This window comes from Alteromonas sp. 5NW40-0090, assembly GCF_057552975.1.
The window spans coordinates 150,562-173,014 of record NZ_BAAJLT010000013.1 but is presented as its reverse complement, the minus strand read 5'-3'; the positions used below and the strand labels follow the sequence as shown (position 1 = coordinate 173,014).

General features: G+C 45.0%; 19 protein-coding genes. 7 read left to right on the top strand and 12 right to left on the bottom strand.

The genetic code is table 11. The features are described from left to right. Positions 1 to 10 precede the first annotated feature (10 nt). The gene (locus tag AC27KT_RS16610) at positions 11 to 1,534 is read left to right on the top strand and encodes an exo-beta-N-acetylmuramidase NamZ family protein (RefSeq protein WP_487131806.1); all 1,524 of its coding nucleotides are present in this window, start codon (positions 11 to 13) and stop codon (positions 1,532 to 1,534) included. 150 nt (positions 1,535 to 1,684) lie between these two features. On the opposite strand, the gene AC27KT_RS16605 is transcribed toward AC27KT_RS16610, so the two are convergent. Further along, on the bottom strand, positions 1,685 to 2,755 hold the full coding sequence (locus AC27KT_RS16605) for a mechanosensitive ion channel family protein (protein ID WP_487131804.1): 1,071 nt from the start codon (positions 2,753 to 2,755) through the stop codon (positions 1,685 to 1,687). Positions 2,756 to 2,861: 106 nt separating this feature from the next. Then, the gene (locus AC27KT_RS16600) at positions 2,862 to 4,835 is read right to left on the bottom strand and encodes a glycoside hydrolase family 3 N-terminal domain-containing protein (protein WP_487131802.1); all 1,974 of its coding nucleotides are present in this window, start codon (positions 4,833 to 4,835) and stop codon (positions 2,862 to 2,864) included. Between the two features lie 197 nt (positions 4,836 to 5,032). Here AC27KT_RS16600 and AC27KT_RS16595 point away from each other — a divergent pair, with 197 nt between their 5' ends. After that, complete coding sequence (locus tag AC27KT_RS16595; RefSeq protein ID WP_487131800.1) at positions 5,033 to 6,409, top strand: Na+/H+ antiporter NhaC family protein; 1,377 nt, start codon at positions 5,033 to 5,035, stop codon at positions 6,407 to 6,409. 76 nt (positions 6,410 to 6,485) lie between these two features. Then, positions 6,486 to 8,204: a gamma-glutamyltransferase gene (gene ggt / locus AC27KT_RS16590; RefSeq protein WP_487131798.1), complete on the top strand. Its 1,719-nt coding sequence runs from the start codon at positions 6,486 to 6,488 to the stop codon at positions 8,202 to 8,204. Positions 8,205 to 8,332: 128 nt separating this feature from the next. Here ggt and AC27KT_RS16585 read toward each other — a convergent pair whose 3' ends face one another. Continuing rightward, a complete protein-coding gene (locus tag AC27KT_RS16585) occupies positions 8,333 to 8,803 on the bottom strand; it encodes a LabA-like NYN domain-containing protein (protein ID WP_487131796.1) in 471 nt (156 codons plus the stop codon). A 164-nt stretch (positions 8,804 to 8,967) separates the two neighbouring features. Here AC27KT_RS16585 and AC27KT_RS16580 point away from each other — a divergent pair, with 164 nt between their 5' ends. After that, positions 8,968 to 9,588 carry a PepSY domain-containing protein gene (locus tag AC27KT_RS16580; protein WP_487131794.1) on the top strand — a complete coding sequence of 207 codons (621 nt, stop codon included), beginning with the start codon at positions 8,968 to 8,970 and terminating at the stop codon, positions 9,586 to 9,588. 53 nt (positions 9,589 to 9,641) lie between these two features. Here the strand turns inward: AC27KT_RS16580 and AC27KT_RS16575 are convergent, their stop codons facing one another. The 5 genes from AC27KT_RS16575 to AC27KT_RS16555 all read right to left on the bottom strand — a co-directional run bounded on the left by AC27KT_RS16575 (position 9,642) and on the right by AC27KT_RS16555 (position 15,011). Beyond that, positions 9,642 to 10,058, bottom strand: coding sequence for a VOC family protein (locus AC27KT_RS16575; RefSeq protein ID WP_342325114.1), 417 nt, complete (start codon positions 10,056 to 10,058; stop codon positions 9,642 to 9,644). A gap of 11 nt (positions 10,059 to 10,069) precedes the next feature. Then, positions 10,070 to 11,476 carry an aldehyde dehydrogenase family protein gene (locus AC27KT_RS16570; RefSeq protein ID WP_487131792.1) on the bottom strand — a complete coding sequence of 469 codons (1,407 nt, stop codon included), beginning with the start codon at positions 11,474 to 11,476 and terminating at the stop codon, positions 10,070 to 10,072. Between the two features lie 315 nt (positions 11,477 to 11,791). After that, the gene (locus AC27KT_RS16565) at positions 11,792 to 13,090 is read right to left on the bottom strand and encodes an adenylosuccinate synthase (protein WP_014948109.1); all 1,299 of its coding nucleotides are present in this window, start codon (positions 13,088 to 13,090) and stop codon (positions 11,792 to 11,794) included. 503 nt (positions 13,091 to 13,593) lie between these two features. After that, positions 13,594 to 13,776, bottom strand: coding sequence for a DUF2065 domain-containing protein (locus tag AC27KT_RS16560; protein WP_487131789.1), 183 nt, complete (start codon positions 13,774 to 13,776; stop codon positions 13,594 to 13,596). A 56-nt stretch (positions 13,777 to 13,832) separates the two neighbouring features. Further along, a complete protein-coding gene (locus tag AC27KT_RS16555; protein ID WP_487131787.1) occupies positions 13,833 to 15,011 on the bottom strand; it encodes an aminotransferase class V-fold PLP-dependent enzyme in 1,179 nt (392 codons plus the stop codon). A 263-nt stretch (positions 15,012 to 15,274) separates the two neighbouring features. Between AC27KT_RS16555 and AC27KT_RS16550 the strand changes: the two genes are divergently transcribed. Continuing rightward, entirely contained in the window at positions 15,275 to 15,700 is a 426-nt protein-coding gene (locus AC27KT_RS16550) for a hypothetical protein (protein WP_487131785.1), read from the top strand. A gap of 145 nt (positions 15,701 to 15,845) precedes the next feature. Here the strand turns inward: AC27KT_RS16550 and trxA are convergent, their stop codons facing one another. Then, the gene (gene trxA, locus AC27KT_RS16545) at positions 15,846 to 16,715 is read right to left on the bottom strand and encodes a thioredoxin (RefSeq protein WP_487131783.1); all 870 of its coding nucleotides are present in this window, start codon (positions 16,713 to 16,715) and stop codon (positions 15,846 to 15,848) included. Between the two features lie 288 nt (positions 16,716 to 17,003). Between trxA and AC27KT_RS16540 the strand changes: the two genes are divergently transcribed. Together AC27KT_RS16540 and AC27KT_RS16535 are read left to right on the top strand one after the other, a co-directional pair. Further along, the gene (locus AC27KT_RS16540; protein WP_487131781.1) at positions 17,004 to 17,336 is read left to right on the top strand and encodes an Mpo1-like protein; all 333 of its coding nucleotides are present in this window, start codon (positions 17,004 to 17,006) and stop codon (positions 17,334 to 17,336) included. Between the two features lie 283 nt (positions 17,337 to 17,619). Next, a complete protein-coding gene (locus AC27KT_RS16535; protein WP_487131779.1) occupies positions 17,620 to 19,728 on the top strand; it encodes a S9 family peptidase in 2,109 nt (702 codons plus the stop codon). A gap of 82 nt (positions 19,729 to 19,810) precedes the next feature. Here AC27KT_RS16535 and AC27KT_RS16530 read toward each other — a convergent pair whose 3' ends face one another. The 3 genes from AC27KT_RS16530 to AC27KT_RS16520 form a co-directional block, all read right to left on the bottom strand. Beyond that, on the bottom strand, positions 19,811 to 20,992 hold the full coding sequence (locus AC27KT_RS16530) for a PQQ-dependent sugar dehydrogenase (protein WP_487131777.1): 1,182 nt from the start codon (positions 20,990 to 20,992) through the stop codon (positions 19,811 to 19,813). Positions 20,993 to 21,186: 194 nt separating this feature from the next. Next, on the bottom strand, positions 21,187 to 21,660 hold the full coding sequence (locus tag AC27KT_RS16525) for a Dps family protein (RefSeq protein WP_487131775.1): 474 nt from the start codon (positions 21,658 to 21,660) through the stop codon (positions 21,187 to 21,189). A gap of 186 nt (positions 21,661 to 21,846) precedes the next feature. Then, on the bottom strand, positions 21,847 to 22,392 hold the full coding sequence (locus AC27KT_RS16520) for a copper chaperone PCu(A)C (protein WP_487131773.1): 546 nt from the start codon (positions 22,390 to 22,392) through the stop codon (positions 21,847 to 21,849). Between the last annotated feature and the right edge of the window lie 61 nt (positions 22,393 to 22,453).

Below are 22,453 nucleotides of genomic sequence, written 5' to 3'. Positions count from 1 at the left end.
AACTAATGCTATGAAGGTTTTAACTTCGGTCACATTGAGCAATGTATTTAGACGCCTAACGTCGAGCGCATTCATTGCAGTAATCTCTATTGCACTAATTAGCTTATCGCTTAACGGCTGTGCACAGCAAGGCTTATCTACACATGTATATACAAGTGACACAGGTGGCAAAGCGAAGTATCCTACGTTAATAGAAAAGCAGCCTACACTAGGGGATAAGCAGCCCGTATCAAGCACTAAGCAGTTTATTCTAGGCGCTGAACGCTATTCAAAATACCTGCCCTTGCTAGCAGGTAAACGGGTTAGTTTAGTGGTAAACCAAAGCGCGTTGGTTTCCAGCCATAGCGCATTGCCTTCTAGCACGATTGAGCCTGTAGAGCGCGAATCAAGCGACAGCTTGGCTAAACAATTAAATAAGATAAAGACAAGCCAGCGCAATCAGCATCTGCTTGATGCTCTACTTCAACGCAGTGTTAATGTTGTAAGTATTATGTCGCCGGAGCACGGATTTAGAGGAGACAAAGGCGCCGGCGAAAAGGTAGATAGCAATATTGATGCTAAAACCGGTTTACCTATTCACTCCCTTTACGGCGCAACCAAAAAGCCTACCCCCGCCATGTTGGATGGCATCGATGTGATTGTTTTCGATATTCAGGATGTAGGGGTACGCTTTTACACCTATTTAAGCACATTGCACTATGTGTTGGAGGCGGCCTTTGCGCATAATATCGACGTTATCGTATTAGATAGGCCAAATCCTAACGGCCGTTATGTTGACGGCCCAGTACTACAGTCTGAATTCTCGTCATTCATTGGCATGCACCCTATTCCCGTCTTACACGGGATGACCTTGGGCGAGCTTGCTCAAATGATTGTGGGGGAACAGTGGTTAGATATTGATACGAGCAGTTATGACAACGCTAAGCTTACCGTTGTCCCAGTGCAGGACTATCAACGCACTGCACATTATTCACTGCCCGTAGCGCCTAGCCCTAACCTGCCAAACGATTTATCAATACGCCTTTACCCAACGCTGTGTTTTTTTGAGGGCACCGACGTGAGTATAGGCCGCGGTACTGACTTTCCTTTTCAACTTATTGGCCACCCGTTTGTTGAGTTTGGTAAAACCAAGATACCGGTAAATGGAAATAGTGCAGCGCCCCACCCTAAACATGAAAATACCCTGCTAAGTGCACATATCTTTTCTTATGCTGATCCTACGATCTTGGAAGGCTCTGACTTAAAGCAAACAAATCACAAGCACTCACCTATTAGTGGCTTAGATATCGCTACATTGATAGATGCCTATTCTCGTTTTTCTGGATATAACAAGATAGTCAGCACCAATGGTGGCTCTGAAGAAACCTTTTTTACTCGCCCAGATTTCTTCGACAAATTAGCGGGTACCGATACGCTACGATATCAAATTCAAGCCGGTAAAACGCCTGCAGAAATTCGCCAGAGTTGGCAGAAAGAGTTAAGCAAATTTAGAGAAAAACGAAAAGCATACCTGCTTTACGAAGACACGGATTGATGTACAGATAAACGCCTTGAGGATTTGAGGTATCTTATCAAGGTAAATGTGGAGGAAGCGTTAGCGATGCTAACTTACCACACAATATGTAAGTAAACACTCACACCCCCACAAATCCATGCTTAATGAAATTTAAAAAGTTAGTAAAAACTAACCTTCTTCATTTTTTGTTTTTACCAAAGCTGCGAGCTGAGCTTCAGCGGTGGCTTTTTGATGTTTAAGCTCATCTCTGTATTCACCGTCACTCTCAGCGATTTTTGCATCAATATCGGCGATCGTCTGCATCAGCGTTTCTTTACTTTTTTCTTTTTGCTCGGCTTCTTCAGCTTTGTCAAAAATAACGTCTTCAGGAGATGCTTCTTTTTGTTTAGTGTGTCCAGGCGATTTAGCTATCATTTTCAAACCGTCGGGCTGGGGGCGTTGATTCATAAAGCTAGGAGAAACAATTTCAATATCGACATTATGCAAAGCGTCGAGTACGGCTTTGTGAAGCCTTGAGCGCGCGCTCAGCAAACTCTTCACTTCAGTTAGTAAACCTGAAATGCGATAACTTACTGAAAAGTCGCCTAGCCCAACCACTTGTACAAATGGCTCTGACAGCTGGGCATTTTCAGCTGCAACAAGTAAGTGCTTTTCAATAATGCTGTGATGAATATCGTAACCTAAGCTGATATCCACACTAACAATTGCGCCAGACGCTCTGGTCACAGAAACGGGCGAATTCACCATCAGCGTATTGGCAAAGGCAATAAGCTCTCTGCTCTCAGTCTGAATTTCCACATCGAGTAAGCCCATTTCGGTAACGCGACCGCTGTAGCCTTCTACCTTGATAAAGTCACCCACTTTAAACGGACGGTTTACACGAAGTACGATCCCCGCCATCAAATTCCCAACCATAGTGGTAGAAGAAAAGGCAATCACACCTGATATAAGTACGCCGATAAGTGCAATAACCTGATTTCTAGTACTCTCACTTACAGGGAGCGTCATCGAGATAACTACGGCGCCAATGATAGTAAGTACCAACATTGCTACTTGGCGAGGTAACTTTTGCTCACTAGTAAGATGGCTTTGCTTGGCTAGCAGAAGGTAGTGCAGGGCGATGAGCGCACTTATTACCAATACAATAGCGACAAGGAGCGGAACAAAAGGGAACAACGCACTTAATACCGTATCGACTAATGAAGTTTGCGTAGCGCCTGATGTATTTGTTGTATTCACGATACTTCCTTTTGAATTGGCTTTTGAAATGACTTTTGGCTTGGCTCTTAGTTCGCACTTAAATGGGCAATATCTTTGGTTTTGGTCTCTGCATTCGCGTGGCCACCTATTTCAACGAAACAGGTGAACGTCCCTCAGCAAGCGCGCTACCAAGTAATACATCAACCAATGCATTAAGACTATAGCTCGTGACGTGCTGATTTTCTTTGTCACTTTGCTGGGTAATGTTCACCGCATAACTAAATGTAGCAATAGCAACATCGGCTAGCTCTTTCACGTCATGCGCTTTGTATGGCATGCGCAGTGGAGCAAAGACCACGGTTTTATTCTGTGCTTTCGCTGCAACCATTATTTTTTTGCTAAATGCCATCACATCAGTCTCGCTTGCGCGTTGTTTCACATGTTCAAGTAAATCGACTCCTCCTAGTTCATAGTTAGCATGGAGCGGGCTAATATTGCCAACCACCAGCACATCAGCTTGTTTTAATAGATTCATTGCTAACTGGGTTTTAGGTAACGCAGTCAGCGGTAAACACGCAAACCCCAGAGTCGTATTGTTGAAGTTGGAACGTGCGCGCGTAAGCGCGGCTTCAAATGCTAAACATCTTGCCGCATCTGGCATAAGCGCCAACCAGCGATTTGAAGTTATTGGCAACTCATCCTTTCCGAAAAGTACAGATACCGACGACCTGGAAAGCGCTTTCTCAATTTGAATCCCTCGGTTTTTCAGACTGTTAGGATTATTCATTGAAGCATTTTCTTTCGCTTCATTGAGCCACCATGACATGGGCTTGGAAATAAAACTTTGCAAAGCAAAGCGCTGTTTTGCCTTAATAATACGATTATGAGACGTTTTCAAGAAAGCGCTTTCCGACATTCGATTTGCTGCATTATCCAAAAGTAAAGCGAACTTTTTTATGTCGTCTTGGGTTCTTATGCTGAACGGCATAAGCGCAATGTCAGCACCTGCGCAGAATGCACTGACTAATGCTTCTTCATGGGAGAAAAACTGAGTAATACCTGCCATGTCTAACGCGTCAGTAACGATAAGGCCTTGATATCCTAATTGGTTGCGAAGCAAATTGCTTAGTATCTTCTTCGACAAAGTAGCAGGCACTATTTGTGACTTACCATGCTTATCAATAATTGTCGTATCGTCTAAAGACGGGTACTGAATGTGTGCACTCATTACCATTGCAGGAGGCGTTGCACTATTAATAATATTCGCAAAAGGAAGGATGTCTCCCGCCATAGCTTGCGCTTTACTATGCGTTACTTGCGGCAAGCCACTGTGGCTATCTACATGGGTATCACCATGGCCTGGAAAATGTTTGATAGCACTCATTACACCTGTACTTTGCATAGCACTGACAAATGTCTGTCCGAGTGCGGCTACCTGCTCTGGGTTTTCCGAAAAGCTGCGTATGTTTATAACCGGGTTCTTCGCCTCGCTATTTACATCAACCGACGGCGCAAAATTGGTGTTTATTCCCAGTGGTAAAAGCGTTTGGCCAATATGCGATGCCACACTTTGCGCAAATGCGCTGCCTCGCTGATAAAAAGTGGCGCCAATGGCCATGTTACCCGCAAACGGCGAGAGCATGTCTGAAGGCAACCTTGCTACTCTGCCCCCTTCTTGATCGACAGCAATAAACAACGGCTGACGCCCTGTTTTTACCATATGCTGCTGCATAGTGTAATTGAGCGTAATTAACTGCTCGGTATTTTGAATGTTCTCTGAAAACAAAATAACACCGCCGATGTTGTGCGTACTGAGCACATTTAAAAGTGACGGTGGAATTACGGTCATGGGCGTACGGCAGCGCGATGACGGCGTATTGTCCTCACAGAAATAGCGAAAATCCAAAATGATTTTTTGCCCGAGCATGTTTTTTACAGCGCGAATTGTTTCTGCATCAGCGCTGGGCTTAGGATTATTCGAAGCGTTAGCACTTCCAGATTGAGCGGTTGCGCTAACAGTAAACAGGGAAGCACTTAATAAAATGAGTACGCCTGACAAGATAGCGCTAAGGCCCATCAATGAAGCACGTTTTTTACAAATAACTTGCTGGAATAACAATGTTTATCTAATCCTTGGTAACACGAAGCACAATACGGTACGCTAGCATAAATGAGAGAAGCATGTTCGCCAACTTTGAACTGCAATCACTCATTCTCTTACGCAAATAGACATACCTATAGGGCAAGTAAGAGCGTAGTAACTTATCAATGCTCAACAAGTCCTGGGCACACATAAATTTAAGTTTGGAAAGAAGTATGGATTGGATGTCAGTCATCCCCCCTCTTGTGGCAATTGCCGTCGTCTTTTGGAAAAAAGAAGTCATACTCGCATTAGCGCTGGCTGTTTTGTGCGCGGAAGCGTTAATTTTGGTAAATGCTGATATCACTAGCAGCTATTTGGCGCCCATTAATGCCATAGAGCGCGTGGTTGATACCGCCGCGAGTCCTGGCAATACACGGGTGCTTATTTTCTCTGTACTAGTGGGCGCGTTACTCGCATTTATACGTGACTCTGGCGGAGTAACGGCAACGGTCAACTTTCTAGTAAACAAAGGGGTAGCGAAGAGTCGCAAACAAGTTGGCGGCTTGACCATGTTCACTGGTATCGCTGTATTCATAGAATCAAACTTAAGTGTGCTCACTGCCGGTATATTCGCCCGAGGTCTGTTTGACCGTTTCGGCATGAGCCGCGCGCGCTTAGCCTATATCATCGACTCCACCAGCGCGCCCGTTTGTATTTTGATTTTATTGAACGGCTGGGGGGCATTTATACTAAGCCTGCTCGATGCATACGAGCTACCAGCTTCCTCAGCCTCAATTTTATGGGGCAGCGTATTTTTTAACTTTTACGCTATCTTCACCTTACTTATAGTGGCCTACACTATTTCCGCTGACAAAGTGCACGGCCCCATGGCTGAAGAAGAAAAAGCGCTCACGCATTTAGAGGTTAACCAAACTACTGAACCTGCCACCAAGGCACGTTTTATGTTGGTACCGCTGATAGTAATGGTATTAAGCATGGTTGGCTTCATGTTCTGGACAGGTAATGGCGTATTGTCTGAAGGCAGCGGGAGCAAATCTGTACTTTACGCTACGGCTCTAGCCACTGCCATTGCCTATGGCCTGCTCTTAATCCACAAACGTTTTACCCACAAGGAAGCGGTAGAAATTGGTTTTAAAGGGATGGGTGAACTACTTCCTTTAGTTACCATAGTGTTATTGTCGTTAACCTTAGGCAATAGCCTTAAGGTGCTTGGAACAGGCGTGTTTGTCGCGGGCATAGTGGGAGAGTATCTTCCTTTAGTGCTTATTGTTCCCATGCTATTTATTGCCGGAGCGATCATGTCGTTTACCACAGGCACGTCATGGGGCACATTCGCCATCCTAATTCCTATTGGTGTGCCGCTGATTCAAAGTTTAGGGTTACCCCCTTCACTGGTCATTGGCGCTATCTTGGGGGGCGGCATATTTGGTGATCACTGTTCGCCTATTTCCGACACTACTGCCGTATCTTCGCTAGCAGCAGGTACTGACGTATTAACGCACGTTAAAACTCAGTTTCCCTACGCACTATTTGCGGGCGCACTTACGCTTATTGCTTATTTTGTAGCAAGCTTGATCATGCTTGGTTAATGCCGTTGATTAAAGGTTGCTGGAAGTCAGTTGCTAATCGCAAAGATTTAGCAATGTCTGTAACAAGGAGTTTTTAATGAAAAAGCGGATAGATAACGTCGGGTTTATCTCGGTAATAGTGGCATTTATTTCTGTGGTAGCAGCGTGTTCCCATGTGCCAAATCCCCCAGTTGATAGTGCTAGCAACAATACAGTAGGGCTTAGCCAACAGGCCGTTGCCATGCCTGACAGCTACAGTGCCGATGCCGCTATGCAGGTACTTCAAGAAGGCGGTAACGCTATTGATGCAGCCATTACAGCACAATTCGTGTTGGCCGTGACACTGCCAGAGGCGGGTAATGTAGGCGGTGGCGGCTTTATGACAATAAAGTTTGAAGATAGCACCGACTTTTTAGATTACCGTGAAATGGCACCTGAAAATGCGCATCGCGATATGTATCTTGACGAGCTAGGTAACGTAAAACCGTATGAGTCTTTGTTTGGGGCTAAAGCGTCTGGCATTCCTGGTACCGTTGCAGGTATGTGGGCCGCGCATAAAAAATACGGCACATTGGATTGGGAGCGTCTACTCGCACCAGCCGTTGATTTAGCCGAGCAAGGTTTTGTGGTTCACGAAAAGCTGGCTAATAACATTAGTCGCTATCTTGAACGTACCAAAAAAGCAGGTATCAATAACAACTTTAGCGAGTATTTTGCACACGCTAAAGCAGGCGCTACCTTCAAACAGCCAGAGCTAGCGAAAACGCTCAAAGCTATTCAGCAACAGGGAAAGGATGGCTTTTATAAAGGCGATGTTGCAAAGCATATTGTTGATTTTATGCAGCAAAACGGCGGCCTTATTACCTATGAAGACTTACTGGCTTACAAAGCAGTGTGGCGCAAACCTCTTCACCTAAACTGGCAAGGTTATGAGCTGGTTACAGCACCTCCTCCAAGCTCTGGTGGTGTTGCCGTTGCCCAGTGGATTGGCATGTTAGAAGCCTATGACGCAACGCACGATTTGCCAGCGCAAAACAGCACCGAATACATTCACGTAATGTCAGAAATTGGTAAGCGCGTGTTTGCCGATCGCGCTGAATACATGGGCGATCCTGACTTCGTTAGTGTTCCGGTAAAAGCGCTCACAGATACTAACTACATAACGGAACGAGCAGCAGATATTCAGCCTACCAGCATTTCTGATACCCCAAGCGTTAAGCCTGGTTTAAAAGAAAGCGAAGATACAACACACTTCTCTATTATGGACAGATGGGGTAACGCGGTTGCCAATACAACGACCATCAACCTTACGTTTGGTAGCGGTGTTGTTGTGACTGGTGCTGGCTTTTTGTTGAATGATGAAATGGACGACTTTAGTGCCAAGCCTGGCGTGCCCAACTTTTTTGGCGCAGTGGGTGGAGAGGCGAATGCTATTGAACCTTACAAACGCATGCTGTCTTCCATGACACCCACGCTGGTCACTAAAGACGACCAAGTGGTTCTGGTAACAGGCTCTCCTGGCGGCACTACCATTATTTCGTCGGTCACACAGTCGCTATTGAATGCCCTGCTTTACGATATGAGCGCTGAAGAAGCCGTGAACTCCCCACGTTTTCATCACCAGCTACTGCCCAAAGACACCATACGTATGCACGACGGGTTTACAGAGGCAACCGTAAATGAGCTTAAAGCAATGGGCTATACCATAGATAACCGTCGCTTTGGTGATGTACATTTAATTAAGCGCACTAAAGAGGGTGTAGAAGCCGCGTCGGAAAAAAGCGGCCGGGGTAAAAGCCTAGTACAACCGTATTAGAACAGCCATATTAACACAGCCGTCTTAGTACAACCCTATTAGCACAGGGCTGTTAGCTGAGCACTATTAGTGGAGCTTTGAGGGCTCAGCGTTATTAGTTCAGCCTTGAACAAGGTACAAGCTGAAAACTACAGCAACAGCGTGGCGTCGATAGGCACGTACTTAGACGCCACTTTTTGAATACTTTCAGCCGTTAATGCAGGAACACCGTACACCGTTACGGTTTTCCCTTTTTCTTTAAGCGCGTTTACCAAAATATCGAAATCACCGTCACCTGACACCAGAATGATTTCATCAACCTGATTGGCGTGTTTTAGCGCATCTACCGTAATACCTACATCCCAATCGCCTTTAGCCGACCCGTCGGCGCGCTGAATAAACGGCTTTAATTTCACCTCAAACCCAATGGCGCGAAGAATATTTTGAAATTCACGCTGTTTGCTATCGCCCCTGTCGATGGCGTATGCAAAAGCATGGGTTATATCAAGGATGTAGCTAAGTTCACGCCAAAACTGATTATAATTGAAGTTACGTTTGTACGCCTGACGGCAGGTGTAATACACGTTTTGTACGTCTACTAGCACTAGAGCTTTTTTCAAAACTACTCTCTTTATCAATTTACTCGGTTAGTGTTTTCTGATGTTATAGCCTTTTGCCATTAAAACCAAAAAACGTGATAATGAAATTTATGCGCAAAGCGCACAATTACTTGGGCTTAATACTATTTGTACAAATAGGTCTATGGTTTTTAAGTGGCTTGGTCATGGCTTGGTTGCCCATAGATGAAGTAAGAGGTAACCACTTAAAAAAAAGCATCACCACGTCCTGGCACAAGGCAGCGATCTCCCCTTCAGATATATTAAGTGAGCACAGTAGCTCAGCGTCGCTTTCTCTCACCTATCGCGTTAATACCTCACAATCTTCGCTTGATGCCATCCCTGTTTATTATGTCGTCGATGGCGATAATAATTATCGCTATAGCGCCTTAACAGGTGAACGATTAGACGCACTGCAGGAAAGTACTGTGCGAGAAGCAGCAATAGAGCAATATGCAGGTAATGGTGACATTGTTGCAGCACAGCGGTTAGATGAGCTACCGCAAGAAGTACAAAACTTGCCAGCCCCTTTGTGGCAGGTTAGTTTTAATGACGAGCTCAATACTCGGTTTTATATCGACCCGAATACTGGCAGCGTCTCGCGCGTGCGTACCGACACCTGGCGGCTATTTGATTTTATGTGGATGCTGCACATCATGGATTATAAAAACAGAAGTAACTTTAACACGCCGTGGTTAATTGCTTTTTCGGGCAGCGCCTTTTTATTCACTCTTACAGGTGTTGCGCTTTTATATAAGCGCTTCAAACCGAAAAAGAAGAAGCGCTAGCTAAGTATCAGCTGCGCTTTGATGTACGTCAAAGAGCAACTGACACCGGATTATTATGAAGCGAAAAGCTGAGAAATATCGGCGAACGCTTTGAACTCTAATGCGTTGCCGAAAGGGTCTTTGAAAAACATGGTGGCTTGTTCGCCCGGCTTTCCTTTAAAACGAATGTAAGGTGCGATAACAAACTCGGTATCGGCAGCCTCTAATTTACTTGCCAGTGCTTGCCAATCGTCCATGGTTAGCACAACGCCAAAGTGCGGCACCGGCACAGCATGATCGTCTACCCCGTTAAAGGCAGGCGGCGACGGCATAGCCTCTACACAATGGGTCACTAATTGATGGCCGAAGAAGTTCCAATCTATCCACTGGGTGTCACTGCGGCCCTTTTCACAACCCAACAACTCACCGTAGAACGCTTCTGCGTCGGTTAAGTTAGTGACCGGAATGGCAAGATGAAAAGGTTGAACCATGAAAACTCCTGTTATAAAAACTTCTTAAGCAACGACAGCTTAAACTTAGAAAACGGCGCATAACGAAAGAACACGTCAAGTGCGAATGAACGTTTCATTACCGTTTTAATATGGCTGAATGTATCAAACCCAGCTTGGCCATGATAGCTACCCATGCCGCTATTTCCTACGCCACCAAACGGTAACTCAGGGTTAGTCATAAACAGCATAGTGTCGTTAGTACACACACTGCCTGAACTGGTTTTGCTGATAATATTATCAAGCACATCGTCCTTATCACTAAATGCATAAAGTGCGAGTGGCTTAGGCCTGCTGTTCACAAACTTAATGCCCGCCTCCATGTTGTCGACAGTGATAATAGGTAGAATAGGGCCGAAGATCTCTTCTTTCATTAGCGGGCTATCTAGCGATGGCTCCAGTACAAGGGTAGGCGCCATTGCTGGACGAGATTCATCTAGCTCGCCGCCATACACCACATTGACATTTTCAAGGTAACTTTCAAGACGCTTTAAGTGACGATGATTAACGATATTGCCGTAATCTCGTGACGATAAAGGTGCTTTGCCGTATTGCTTTTTCAGCTCTTTTTTAACCGCATCAATAAGCTTTTGCTCAAAGCCCTTTTCAACAATAACATAGTCAGGCGCAATACAAGTTTGGCCCGCATTCATCCATTTCCCCCACACTAAACGGCGCGCGGTTACAGCAAGATTTGTGTTTTTATCAACAAAGCAAGGACTCTTACCGCCAAGTTCAAGGGTTACTGGCGTTAAATGTTTGGCCGCGGCGCTCATGACAATTTTGCCCACCACTTCACCACCGGTGTAAAAAATATGATCCCATTTGCAAGCAAGTAGCGCTGTTGCTTCATCTTTACCGCCTTCTATTACGGCAACGCATGAATTATCCATATATTGGGGGATAAGTTTAGCCACCAGTGACGATGTTTCTTGTGCTAGCTCGGAGGGTTTTAATACGGCACAGTTACCCGCTGCGATAGCAGCAATGTAAGGAGCTAGCAATAACTGAAGCGGGTAATTCCACGCACCAATGATAAGCACGGTGCCAAGAGGCTCAGGCTTGCGAAAGCTTTTACCTGGCCATGCCACCATAGGCGTTGATACTTTGCGTGGCTTTGCCCATTTATCCAAGTGCTTAAGCGTATGCTTGATATCAGAAAGCAGAAACCCTTGTTCCGCCACCATGGCTTCAGTCTTACATTTGCCCAAGTCATTTTTAAGGGCCTGTAAAATGTCGTGCTGGTTGTCTTTCAGTAAAGTTTCTAATGCCTTTAACTGGCTTTTACGCCATTCCAGGGACTGGGTTTTCCCTGTATCGAAACTGTCGTTAAGCTTGTGAACAACGTCAACGAAACACACGCCAGTTTCCACTGCGTGAAGAGAAGGTCTATTTGGCATAAGAAGGCTCCGATAGCATAACACCCACGGCAACAATTCTATGGTTCATCTTAAGATTGTTGTCGGGCAAAACTGCGCAATGTTTAACTGATACTATCTTATATTAATAGGGATGTTCGAAGACAACGCAACTAAATTGTTAATTAATGTTTAATGAGCTCGTATTTTAGGTGCAAGTGGCTGACGTTACGCTTAAGAAGTACAGACAGTTAACGTTGAAGCAATAACAAGATTGTATAAAAGTAAAAGGTCGAAAAATACAAACAAAAAAGCCCAGTAAACACTGGGCTTTCAAACGTATTTAATATGTAACTATTACGCGTCGTATGGGCTGCGCAAAACGATAGTTTCGTTTCTGTCAGGGCCTGTTGAAACGATATCAACTGGCACACCCGTTAGCTCTTCAAGACGCTTAATGTAGTTTTTCGCTGCTTGTGGAAGCGCTTCAAACTCAGTTACACCAAAGGTGTTGTCTGTCCAACCTGGCATTTCTTCATAAACTGGCGTCACTTTTTCATAACCGTCAGCCGCCATAGGTGGAACGTCTTTCACGTTACCGTCTGCATCTTTGTAGCCTACACAAATTTGAAGGCTTTCAAGACCGTCTAGTACGTCAAGCTTAGTTAAGCAGAAACCTGTAATAGAGTTGATTTGTACTGCGCGTTTCATTGCAACCGCATCGAACCAACCTGTACGGCGCTTACGACCTGTGGTTGCGCCAAACTCGTGACCTTTAACACCTAAGTGTTGGCCAACTTCACATTCAAGTTCAGTAGGGAAAGGACCTGAGCCTACACGCGTGGTGTACGCTTTAACAATACCCAGTACGTAGTCTAGCTTAAGTGGGCCAAAGCCTGCACCCGTTGCTACACCACCAACGGTAGTGTTTGACGACGTAACATAAGGATAAGTACCGTGATCGATGTCTAGAAGTGTACCTTGTGCACCTTCAAACATAATAGGTAAGCCAGCATTGTGTGCTTTGTCCAGTTCGTCAGTTACATCAACTACCATTGCTTTAAGAATGTCAGCAACTTCCATTGCACCTTTTAAGGTTTCATCAAAGTCTACTGCTTCTTCGCCATAGTACTGCGTAAGCGTGAAGTTATGCACGTCTAGCACTTCTTTCAGCTTTGCTGCGAAGTCTTCTGCATTAAACAAGTCGCCAACGCGTAATCCACGACGGGCTACTTTATCTTCATACGCCGGACCGATACCACGACCCGTTGTTCCAATTGCCTTTGCGCCGCGGGCTTTTTCGCGCGCTACGTCTAGTGCAATGTGATAAGGAAGAATAAGCGGACAAGCTTCACTAATCTTTAATCGCTCGCGCACTGGAACGCCACGCTCTTCAAGCATAGTCATTTCTTTCATTAGTGCGTCAGGGCTAAGCACAACACCGTTACCAATAATACAGGTAACATTATCGCGTAGGATGCCTGATGGGATTAAGTGAAGTACGGTTTTTTCACCGTCGATTACTAGAGTGTGACCTGCATTGTGTCCGCCTTGGTAACGAACAACATATTTTGCGCGATCAGTGAGTAGGTCTACGACCTTGCCTTTACCCTCGTCACCCCATTGAGTGCCGAGTACCACAACGTTCTTTGCCATGAATCATATGTGTAAGAAAATTAGGCGGGGATTCTACAAAATTCTAGGGCAAGGATCATCTCTTTTTCGAACAAAAATACGACTATTTTATTTTTATTTTTGAAATCACAAAGATGCCCCACTGCCGCTCGAGCCTTTTTGAAATAAGGCTTGGCTTCTTATTTTTCAGCACAAACATTCTAAGACGCTAATTTTTAAAGCTTTCTAAACATTACCTGATATAAAAGCTGAACAGACGGTCTACCGCAGTTTGCACTACACCCATTTATATAACGTTTTGCTATTATTCACGGGCATTGGATGCTTAAAAGCTAATGTGGTATTCAAAGGGCTGAAAATATACCTCTGAATGTTGAATACAGGTTTAAGAGCACACTTTTCAGTCAACGGTAAAGTCGTGCTCCTTTTCGTACTATTTATTATGGTAAAGCGTGCGGCAGAGTTTGGTGAGGTCCGTTTTCACACCGCTTCGCACCTTTTAATGCCTAGTTCTGGGCGCTAACTCAACTGAAATAAAACAGCAGTAGTGCGCCTATTATCACAAAGGTTCCGCCAATTTGACGCAGTTGATTGCTGGGCTGTTGGCTTATCTGAAGTAAATAATTGCGCCATTTATTTGGAAAAAGAAGCGGCCCTATTCCTTCTATAATAAGTACCAACGCTAAAGCGGGTAGTAGCCACTCCATAAAACTATCCTTAAATAAGTGTGACGTTAATATTTACGTATGTTTAAAGCAACGACTTACGCTTTCTGATTCAGTGCGGTTAAATCAATGTACTCAGGGGTGTGGTACAGACCAAAACCAAACCGTAAGCGATTCCCTCTAAAATCGGTAAGGATATGGCGCTCTTTAAGCGCTGAAGCAAGGGCTTTTGTTTCATCGGCACTTTCTAATTCAAAGGTAAGAAAGTGCCCTCGGTTTGCTTCATCACTTACTGCTAGATGTTTTTCATTTAACAAGGGATGGTTGCAGGTAGCAAGTTTCTCTAGAAATGTGCGCTGCATGCCCATTACGTAATCGTTGATAGTGGCTACATCAATGCCATTGTCGTCGAACATACGAAGCACGGCTCTTAATCTGTAGAGCGCGGTAAAATCCATGGTCGCACCAGCAAAGCGCATTCCATCTAGACTATATTGAACGCCCTCTTTGCCGCCAACTTTGCGAGGCTTATCTAGCTCGCCAAACTCTGCAAACCAGCCTGTGTAAGCAGGTCTTAGCTCACAGCCCACGGGTACGTGCGCAAAACATGCGCCCTCTCCTGCCTGAGCATATTTGTAACTACCGGCAAGATAAAAGGCTCGGTGGGCAATGTCCGCTATATCGGTAGGCTTTGCCATAAACCCGTGATAGCCATCAACCACAATAAGTGTATTGTCGTTAGTTACGCTATTTACGATATCTGTAACATCGTTCACCACGTATCCGGAATTAAAAAACACCTGACTAAAGAAAACCAGCTCGGGATCGTGTTCGGCAATGGCGGCCTTAAAGCGCGATGCAAACGTATTGTAGGGTTTAGTAGGTACGGTAATAAGTTCTATCGCCCCCTGCTCTTGCAGCCTACTCGCTTGGCGCTGAAAACTGTGAAATTCGCTGTCTGTCGACACGACTTTAAAAGGCGCAGTGCTATCGATGCAGCTCATTACGCGATAAAGCAGCTCATGGGTATTGGGCGCAAAAACGATTTGCTGTGGCGCACCAGTATTCAGCATGTTGCTAATGCGTTGCTGTAGCTCTGGCACCAAAGTTTGGAAGAAATATCCCCATTTTTCGTCAACATACTTAGCGCTGTCATCCCAGTAGTTGAGCATTGCATCGCGTGTGCAATCGGGCCAGAAATAGTGGCTATGACACGCGTAATGCTGTTTACCCTTGTTGGCATTAAGAAAACCTGTATAAAACTGCTGATATGACATGCTCTATTGCCCAATATAAAAACTGCGTAAACCCTAACAGACTTCTTCATTTTTCGCATGAATCTGCGCCTGTAACAAAACATTTATTTACAAATTAGGTGTAAATAGTTTTGCCCAAATTAGTACGCTTGATGATATTTCCTATATATCTATATCCACTGCAAATCTTGAGAACTCTGCTATATCATATAAGGGTGAGTTATTTAGTTTTTCGAGTTAGCAAGCTTGGTCTGTTCCACGCAGACACACATTAAAGGTATTTTATGCGTTTCCCTAAATACGGAAATTATTCATTGGATGTCTCAGGTAATGTTCTTGAGGTATTCGCCACAGGGGCGTGGAACCTAAAGACAACCGAATTTTTTATTGAAGAAATGCATGAGCTAATTGTTAGGTTCGATAATAAGCCTTGGGCCGCTCTGATGGACGGTCGCCGCTGGGTGTTATCTACCCCAGATTGCCAAACTCAGTTAGCCGAGGCAATTAAAGTGAACATTTCGCGAGGATTAACTCGCTCTGCTTATGTGCTGGAGACTGGCATGGTAAGGCGAGCCCAGTTAGAAAGAACGCACCCATCTAAACAACGGGATTTTGAATCAAGCAACTACGAACGAGAATATTTTCAAAAGTACTTTCAAGCTCTAAACTGGCTGCACAAAGAAGGTTTTTCCCCTATTGTTCAGCCTTAGTAAATGGGTTTATCAATGCGCTGATGAAAAAATAAAAGCACATAATTACAGTTTTCAATTCACCAGCACAAAGTCGCACGTCCCATTTATTGAAGTTAAAATGACCGTTTTCAAGCTTTAACTACTTCTAAAGCGCTTTAAAAGCTCAATACAATAAACTATATACTTTGCGGCGATATTCGGATTTAAGCGGGTCGCCGTCGGCAAGCGCATTCATCATATCCATCATTATCTTTCTGGCGTCACCAAACCCAAGTTCTTTCTTTAACACACTATAAAGAAGTTCTAGTGCATCTTGTGCTTTGTTCGCTTGCTGCAACTGTACCGCTAAATCAACTTTAAGCTGCAAGTCGTCTGGGTTCGCCTCTACCGCTGCTTGAAGTTGGCGTATTTCAGGCGTGTCGGCGGCTTGTTCTGCCAATTCAATTTTTCCCACTAAGCTCTTATAGCGAGAGTCTTGATCAACCAACTTAATTTCTTCCAATAACGCTTTGGCTGTATCGATAGAGCCGGTCTCGATATAGCAATCAATAAGCATATATTTAGCGTTTACATTATCTGGGTTAAGCGCTAGGGCTTCTTTAGCTGCGGGCAGTGCCTCTGCATAATCACCTTGCTGAATCGCTTTGCCAGCAGTGGCAAGTAGATCGTCTTCAGGATTAGGTAAATATTTAGCGAGCATTTCGCGAATTTGCTGCTCAGGTTGCACACCCGCAAAGCCATCGACTGGTTGACCATTTTGCACCACCATCACCGTTGGTAGACTTCTAATACCAAACTGTGCAGCGACTTCTTGCTGGGCTTCGCAGTCTACTTTAGCCAGGATCAAGTGCTGGCTATATTCACCCGCCAGCTTTTCCAAAATAGGCATAAGATCTTTACAGGGCTCGCACCAATCTGCCCAAAAATCGATTAGCACCAGCTTATCTTGCGACGCTTCAATGATGATTTGTTGAAAGTTTTCTACCGTAATATCTACGATGGTTGCTTGGCTATTCGCAACGAGATTTTCCATAACGCAGGCCTTTAATTTCTTGTATTGAGAGGAATATGGGGCAGACGGCCTGAAATTACAAGGTTAAGGTAGGCTATCTTTGGTCACCGCGCCTTGCACTAGGAAGCGCCTCTTAATTCGCCACTTTGTTGGATCTGCGCCAGTGAGCACGCATGTTTGCAAAAACTCATTCTCTTTTTGTCGTATTCACGACAATCTATTTCAGAATAGAATGTTAACGTAGTGTAAACTACTGCTACTAAGTCACTCTACTTCTATAAAATACATGCTTATGGCCGAGAGGGTTTTATGTCTACACAAACAAGCGCTGACACGCATTTTTCTTCATTCAAAGAGTTTTACCCGTTTTATTTAAATGAACATAGAGATAGTACATGCCGCACGCTTCATTTTATCGGCTCGTGGCTGGTTCTCGGCGTTATAGCACTTGCAGTATTTATGGCTAGCTGGTCGCTACTGTGGTTTATTCCGCTAGTAGGTTACGGTTTCGCTTGGGTAGGTCATTTCTTCTTTGAGAAAAATCGCCCTGCGACATTTAAACACCCGCTTTACAGCCTAATGGGCGACTGGGTCATGTTTAAAGATATTCTTGTGGGCAAAATTAGTCTTAAAGGCGAATAAAGCTCAAATGACTTAAAGTACGGCCAGCCTTCTATTAATAATGATAACCGCCATTGCTAGCGCTCTGCGTTGTTAAACGTTGCGCTTAATGTTGGATATGTACTTTTAACGGACAATCCAGCCTCTTCACCGCACGCGCTTTACATAAGAGAAACGAAAGCGATATGGTTAGAGACAAGGTTCGCAGGTTGCTACATTTGCGTTAGGATTTACGCTAAACACACGACAGCGAACATTCTACCTATCGCGCTCAGCGCAAAAAACAATAACAAAAGGAACAACTATGTTTGCGTCTCGTTTCGCCTTTCGACCAGTACGAAAAGGCTTATGTGTTACCTCGACTGCATTATCACTATTGGTTTTAGGTATAAGTCAGGCCAATGCAGTGCAGGAATCTGCCTCTGATTCGACTAGCTTAAATGCGCTTACATACGATGACACCTTTAACTTAGAATTTGTGGCCAACCCACAGTTTCTTAATAAGGATACGGTAATTTATTCTCGTCAGAGCATGGATGTTATGACTGACGGAAGACAAAGCCGACTGTGGCAAGTAAATATTAAATCCGGTGAGCATCGCCCGTTTATTGGTGTAGATGAAAACTTGTCACAGGCTACCTTATCTCCCAACGGTAAAATGGTGGCATATACAAAATCGGTCAACGGCCGCGCACAAATCCATCTTTATTACTTAGATACCATGCAGTCTGTGCGCTTGACCAACACCAGCGAAGCGCCTCGTCAGTTAACCTGGTCTCATGACAGCAAAACCTTAGCCTTCACCCAGTTTACCGAAGAAAAACAAAAGCTATTGTTTACCGGCATGCCGAGCAAGCCTAAAGGAGCAAAGTGGGCTGACCAAGGCACCTTTATTGATGCGGTGCAGTATAGAGGTGACGGAAGAGGCTATTTGCGCGAAGGCTTTGACCAGATATTTGTTCTGCCTGTTGAAGGCGGTACGCCGCGTCAATTAACAACTGGAAAATTCCCTAGCGGCGGCCCCCTTTCTTTTTCTAAAGAGAATGACTGGATTTATTTTGCCACACCACAACGAGAAGACTACGCGCTGCACCCTTTGTTTAGCGACATCTATAAAGTGAATGTGAATACAGCGGCAGTTGAACAAGTTACCGATATTGAAGGGCCTGAAGGTAGACCAACCTTGAGTCCCGACGGAAAATACTTGGCGTTTACTCAGCTCAACGACAGAAAGCTTTCTTATCAGAATGGCGACCTAGTTGTACTTGAGCTTGAAAGTGGTGACATCACCCGTTTAACTACGTCATTAGATAGAAGCCTAGGCAAGTTTGAATGGCGCAAAGACAGCCGAGGATTAATCTTTTCATACCTTGATCATGGCGAAACTAAACTTGCTGCGGTGAACCTGAAAGGCGATGTGAAACCAATCGACGTTAGCATAGGTGGACAAGCGTTTGGACGCCCTTACACGTCGGGCGACTTCGCCGTTAGTGATAAAGGTGACATTGTTTACACCACGGCAAGCCGCACTGTGCCTGGCGACCTGGCGCTTTATAGAAAAGGCAAAGACGATACGCAACTCACCGATTTAAACAGCGATGCACTTGGTCATAAAACGCTGGCAGAAGTACAAGACCTTTCCGTAGTATCAAGTGTGGACGAGCTACCTATCGACGCATGGATTGCTTTGCCACCAGGATTCGATAGCAGCAAAAAATACCCGCTGATTTTAGAAATTCACGGTGGTCCTCATGCTGCCTACGGCCCTCATTTTGCCATGGAAATTCAGCTAATGGCCGCGCAAGGTTATGTCGTGGTATGGGCTAACCCAAGGGGCAGCAGCTCTTACGGTGAAGACTTTGGTAATTTGATCCACCATAACTACCCATCAGAAGATTATAACGACCTAATGGACGTGGTAGACGCAGTTGTTAAACAAGGCTATGTAGATTCAGAGAACTTGTTTATTACTGGTGGCTCAGGTGGCGGCACACTGACCGCCTGGTCTATTGGAAAAACTGATCGCTTTAGCGCAGCTGTTGTGGCTAAGCCGGTCATTAATTGGGTAAGCTTTTCGTTGACTGCCGACGCATACCCGTACTTCAGCAACTACTGGATGGCAGATATGCCGTGGAATATTGCCGAGAAGTTATGGCAGCGCAGTCCGCTAAGTCTGGTGGGCAACGTGGTAACACCAACCATGTTGCTAACCGGTGAAGCCGATCACCGTACGCCAATTAGCGAGACAGAGCAGTATTATCAAGCCTTGAAGTTACAGGGCGTAGATGCTGCAATGGTGCGGATTCCAGGGGCTTCGCACGGCATTGCAAGTCGCCCTTCTCGCTTAATACAAAAAGTAGGAAATATTGTGGCGTGGTTTGAGCGCTACAAGAAGGAAAAGGATGGCGAATAGCTATATCTAGCTAGAGCCAAATATCACAGAAAGTAAAAAGGCGCCCAGCGGTAAACGAAGTGGCGCCTTTTCTCATTCTACGTTATTTGGTTAGCTTTAATACTTTGCCGTTCGGAGCATCGGTCAGTAAGTAAATGGCACCTTCTGGGCCAACTTCAACGTCGCGAATACGGGCGTGATTGTCACGAACATATTCAAACTGCTCTTCGGGCTTTCCATCTTCTACCTTGATACGGCGAAGGTGGGTAAATTTCAACGAACCCACTAATATATCGCCGTTCCACTCTTTAAACATGTCGCCTTGGTAGAAGGTTAGGCCGCTTGGTGCAATAGACGGGTCCCAGTACAACCAAGGCTGCTTCATACCATCCATATGGGTTTTGTCGCTGATAATGTCGCCACTATAGTCAACGCCATAGGTAATCACAGGCCAACCGTAGTTTGCACCGCGTTCAAGGATATTGATTTCATCACCACCTTTTGGGCCATGCTCCATTGCCCATACCGCGCCAGTTTCAGGATGAATAGTAACGCCTTGCACGTTGCGGTGACCATAGCTGAATATTTCAGGGGCTTTGCCGTCTGTGAAAGGGTTATCTTCTACTGCGCTGCCGTCACGGTTTATGCGTACAATTTTACCGAAGTGGTTATCGGTATTCTGTGCTTCTTTCATATACTTATAACGGTCGCCCATGGTGACGTACAAATGCTTTTTAGCATCGAACGCTAAACGACAGCCAAAGTGAAAGCCGTTATCGACAATTGAGTCGGCACTAAAGATAACGTCAACATTTTCAAGGCCTGAGTCGGTAAGCTTAGCCTTTGCAACACTGCTACTGCTGCCCGGCTTCCCCTCTACCTCACTCGCTTTGCTGTAACAGAAGTAGATAGTGTTATTGCTGGCAAAATCCGGGTCGATAGCGATGTCCAACATACCACCTTGGTTTTGCGCAACCACCTCAGGCACATTACTTAGGCGTCCTGATAACTTACCGTCTTTTGATAAACGCTGAATGCCACCTTCACGTTCCGTAACTAGCAGATCGCCATTTGGCAAAAATGCCATTCCCCACGGATGAACGAGCCCTTCAGCGAGCGTGGTTACGGTAATATCGCTATCGGTGATTTCATGCGCTTCGCCATGTTTATGATCTCCGTGAGCTAAAGCGGATTGGCTGATCGTAAGCGCCAATACACAAGTAAGTGACTGCGCTAGCGCGCTCACAGGTTTGAATGGTACAGCTAAAATAGTTGATGGTTTCATCGCTAGGAGCCTCATTTTAAAAAGCCGTGCACGCGTTCACACAGGCTTCTTCTATTATTCTTAGTGGAAGGCAGTATACAAAAAAGGGCACAGCGCTGCTGTACCCTTTGTGATAATTTCACTTGCTTATGCGATAAAGGTGCCTAGCCGATTGAGCCTATGTTAAACCACCGTCACCGCACTTATATAGCGATTTACTTCGGTAATGTTGCGCGAAGCATCCACGCAGTTTTTTCGTGAACGCGCATACGATCGCCAATTAATGCTGCAGATGACTCATCGTCTGCGTCTTGCGCTATCTTTAACGACTCACGGCAGGTTTTCACAACTTGCTCGTGACCGTGAGTTAACAATCTCACCATTTCCGTCGCTTCAGGTACACCTTCCACTTCTTCAATTGAACTAAGCTCAGCGAACGACTTATATGTGCCCGGTGCAGCAACACCTAGCGTACGAATACGCTCTGCAATTTCGTCTACCGCTTCGGCAAGCTCTGTGTAATGCTCTTCAAACATTAGGTGCAATTCACGGAACTGCGGACCTTCTACGTTCCAGTGAAAATTATGCGTTTGAAGGTACAAAGTGTAAGAGTCGGCCAATAGCTTTTTAAGGCCTTCTGCTACTGCGTTACGATCGCTCTCAGAAATACCAATATCAATCTTGCTCATGTCACACTCCTTAACGTTAAAACCCTTTTTAGATTTACCTTCAGTCCATTCATCGGCGCTGAAAGATCTTGGTTTAAATAATATAAGTTAATAGTACTACAGAAATTTTGATTTAGATTAACGGTTTAGTTGATTGCATTCATCGCATTAATCGATGACTTTATACATTCTGCCTCAGCCACCCTATTAATGGTGGTGATGGTGGCTGTCGCCCGTTTCTTTTTTAACAGGTAGCAAAACTTGTAGCTCGCTCGCATCGCTAAATGTGAGGGTTAGTGCTATTTCGCTGCCCTCTTCTAATCCTTTGGTCAGCCCCATCAACATGATATGACGGCCGCCTGATTCAAAAGAGACCATTTCGCCCGCTTTTATCTTAACGCCGTCAGTTAGCTCACGCATTTTCATCACGTCTTCCTCCATCACCGTAGTGTGGATTTGTGCTTCACTTGCTACATCGCTTGATACTGAAACAGACGTCAGTGTTTTATCGCTGTCACTATTGTTATGCAAAGTAAAGTACACTGCGCCGGTTTTTGCCAAAGCAAAGGTCGCTCTGGCATAACCATTCATTACCATTACATCTGATTGCTTACTGGCGTGCTTGTGCTGCTCTTTTGGCATGTGATGGTTATCATGGTCATTGCCATGCGCGTAAATAGTCGCAGACAAGCTTAAAGAAAATAAGCCAGTTACGATAACTAACGGTTTAAGTGATTTGGAAAAAAATGACATACAGTCTGCTCCGAATGAATACTCGTAAGCAAGTGTACGTAAGATTGGCATAGGAAAAAAG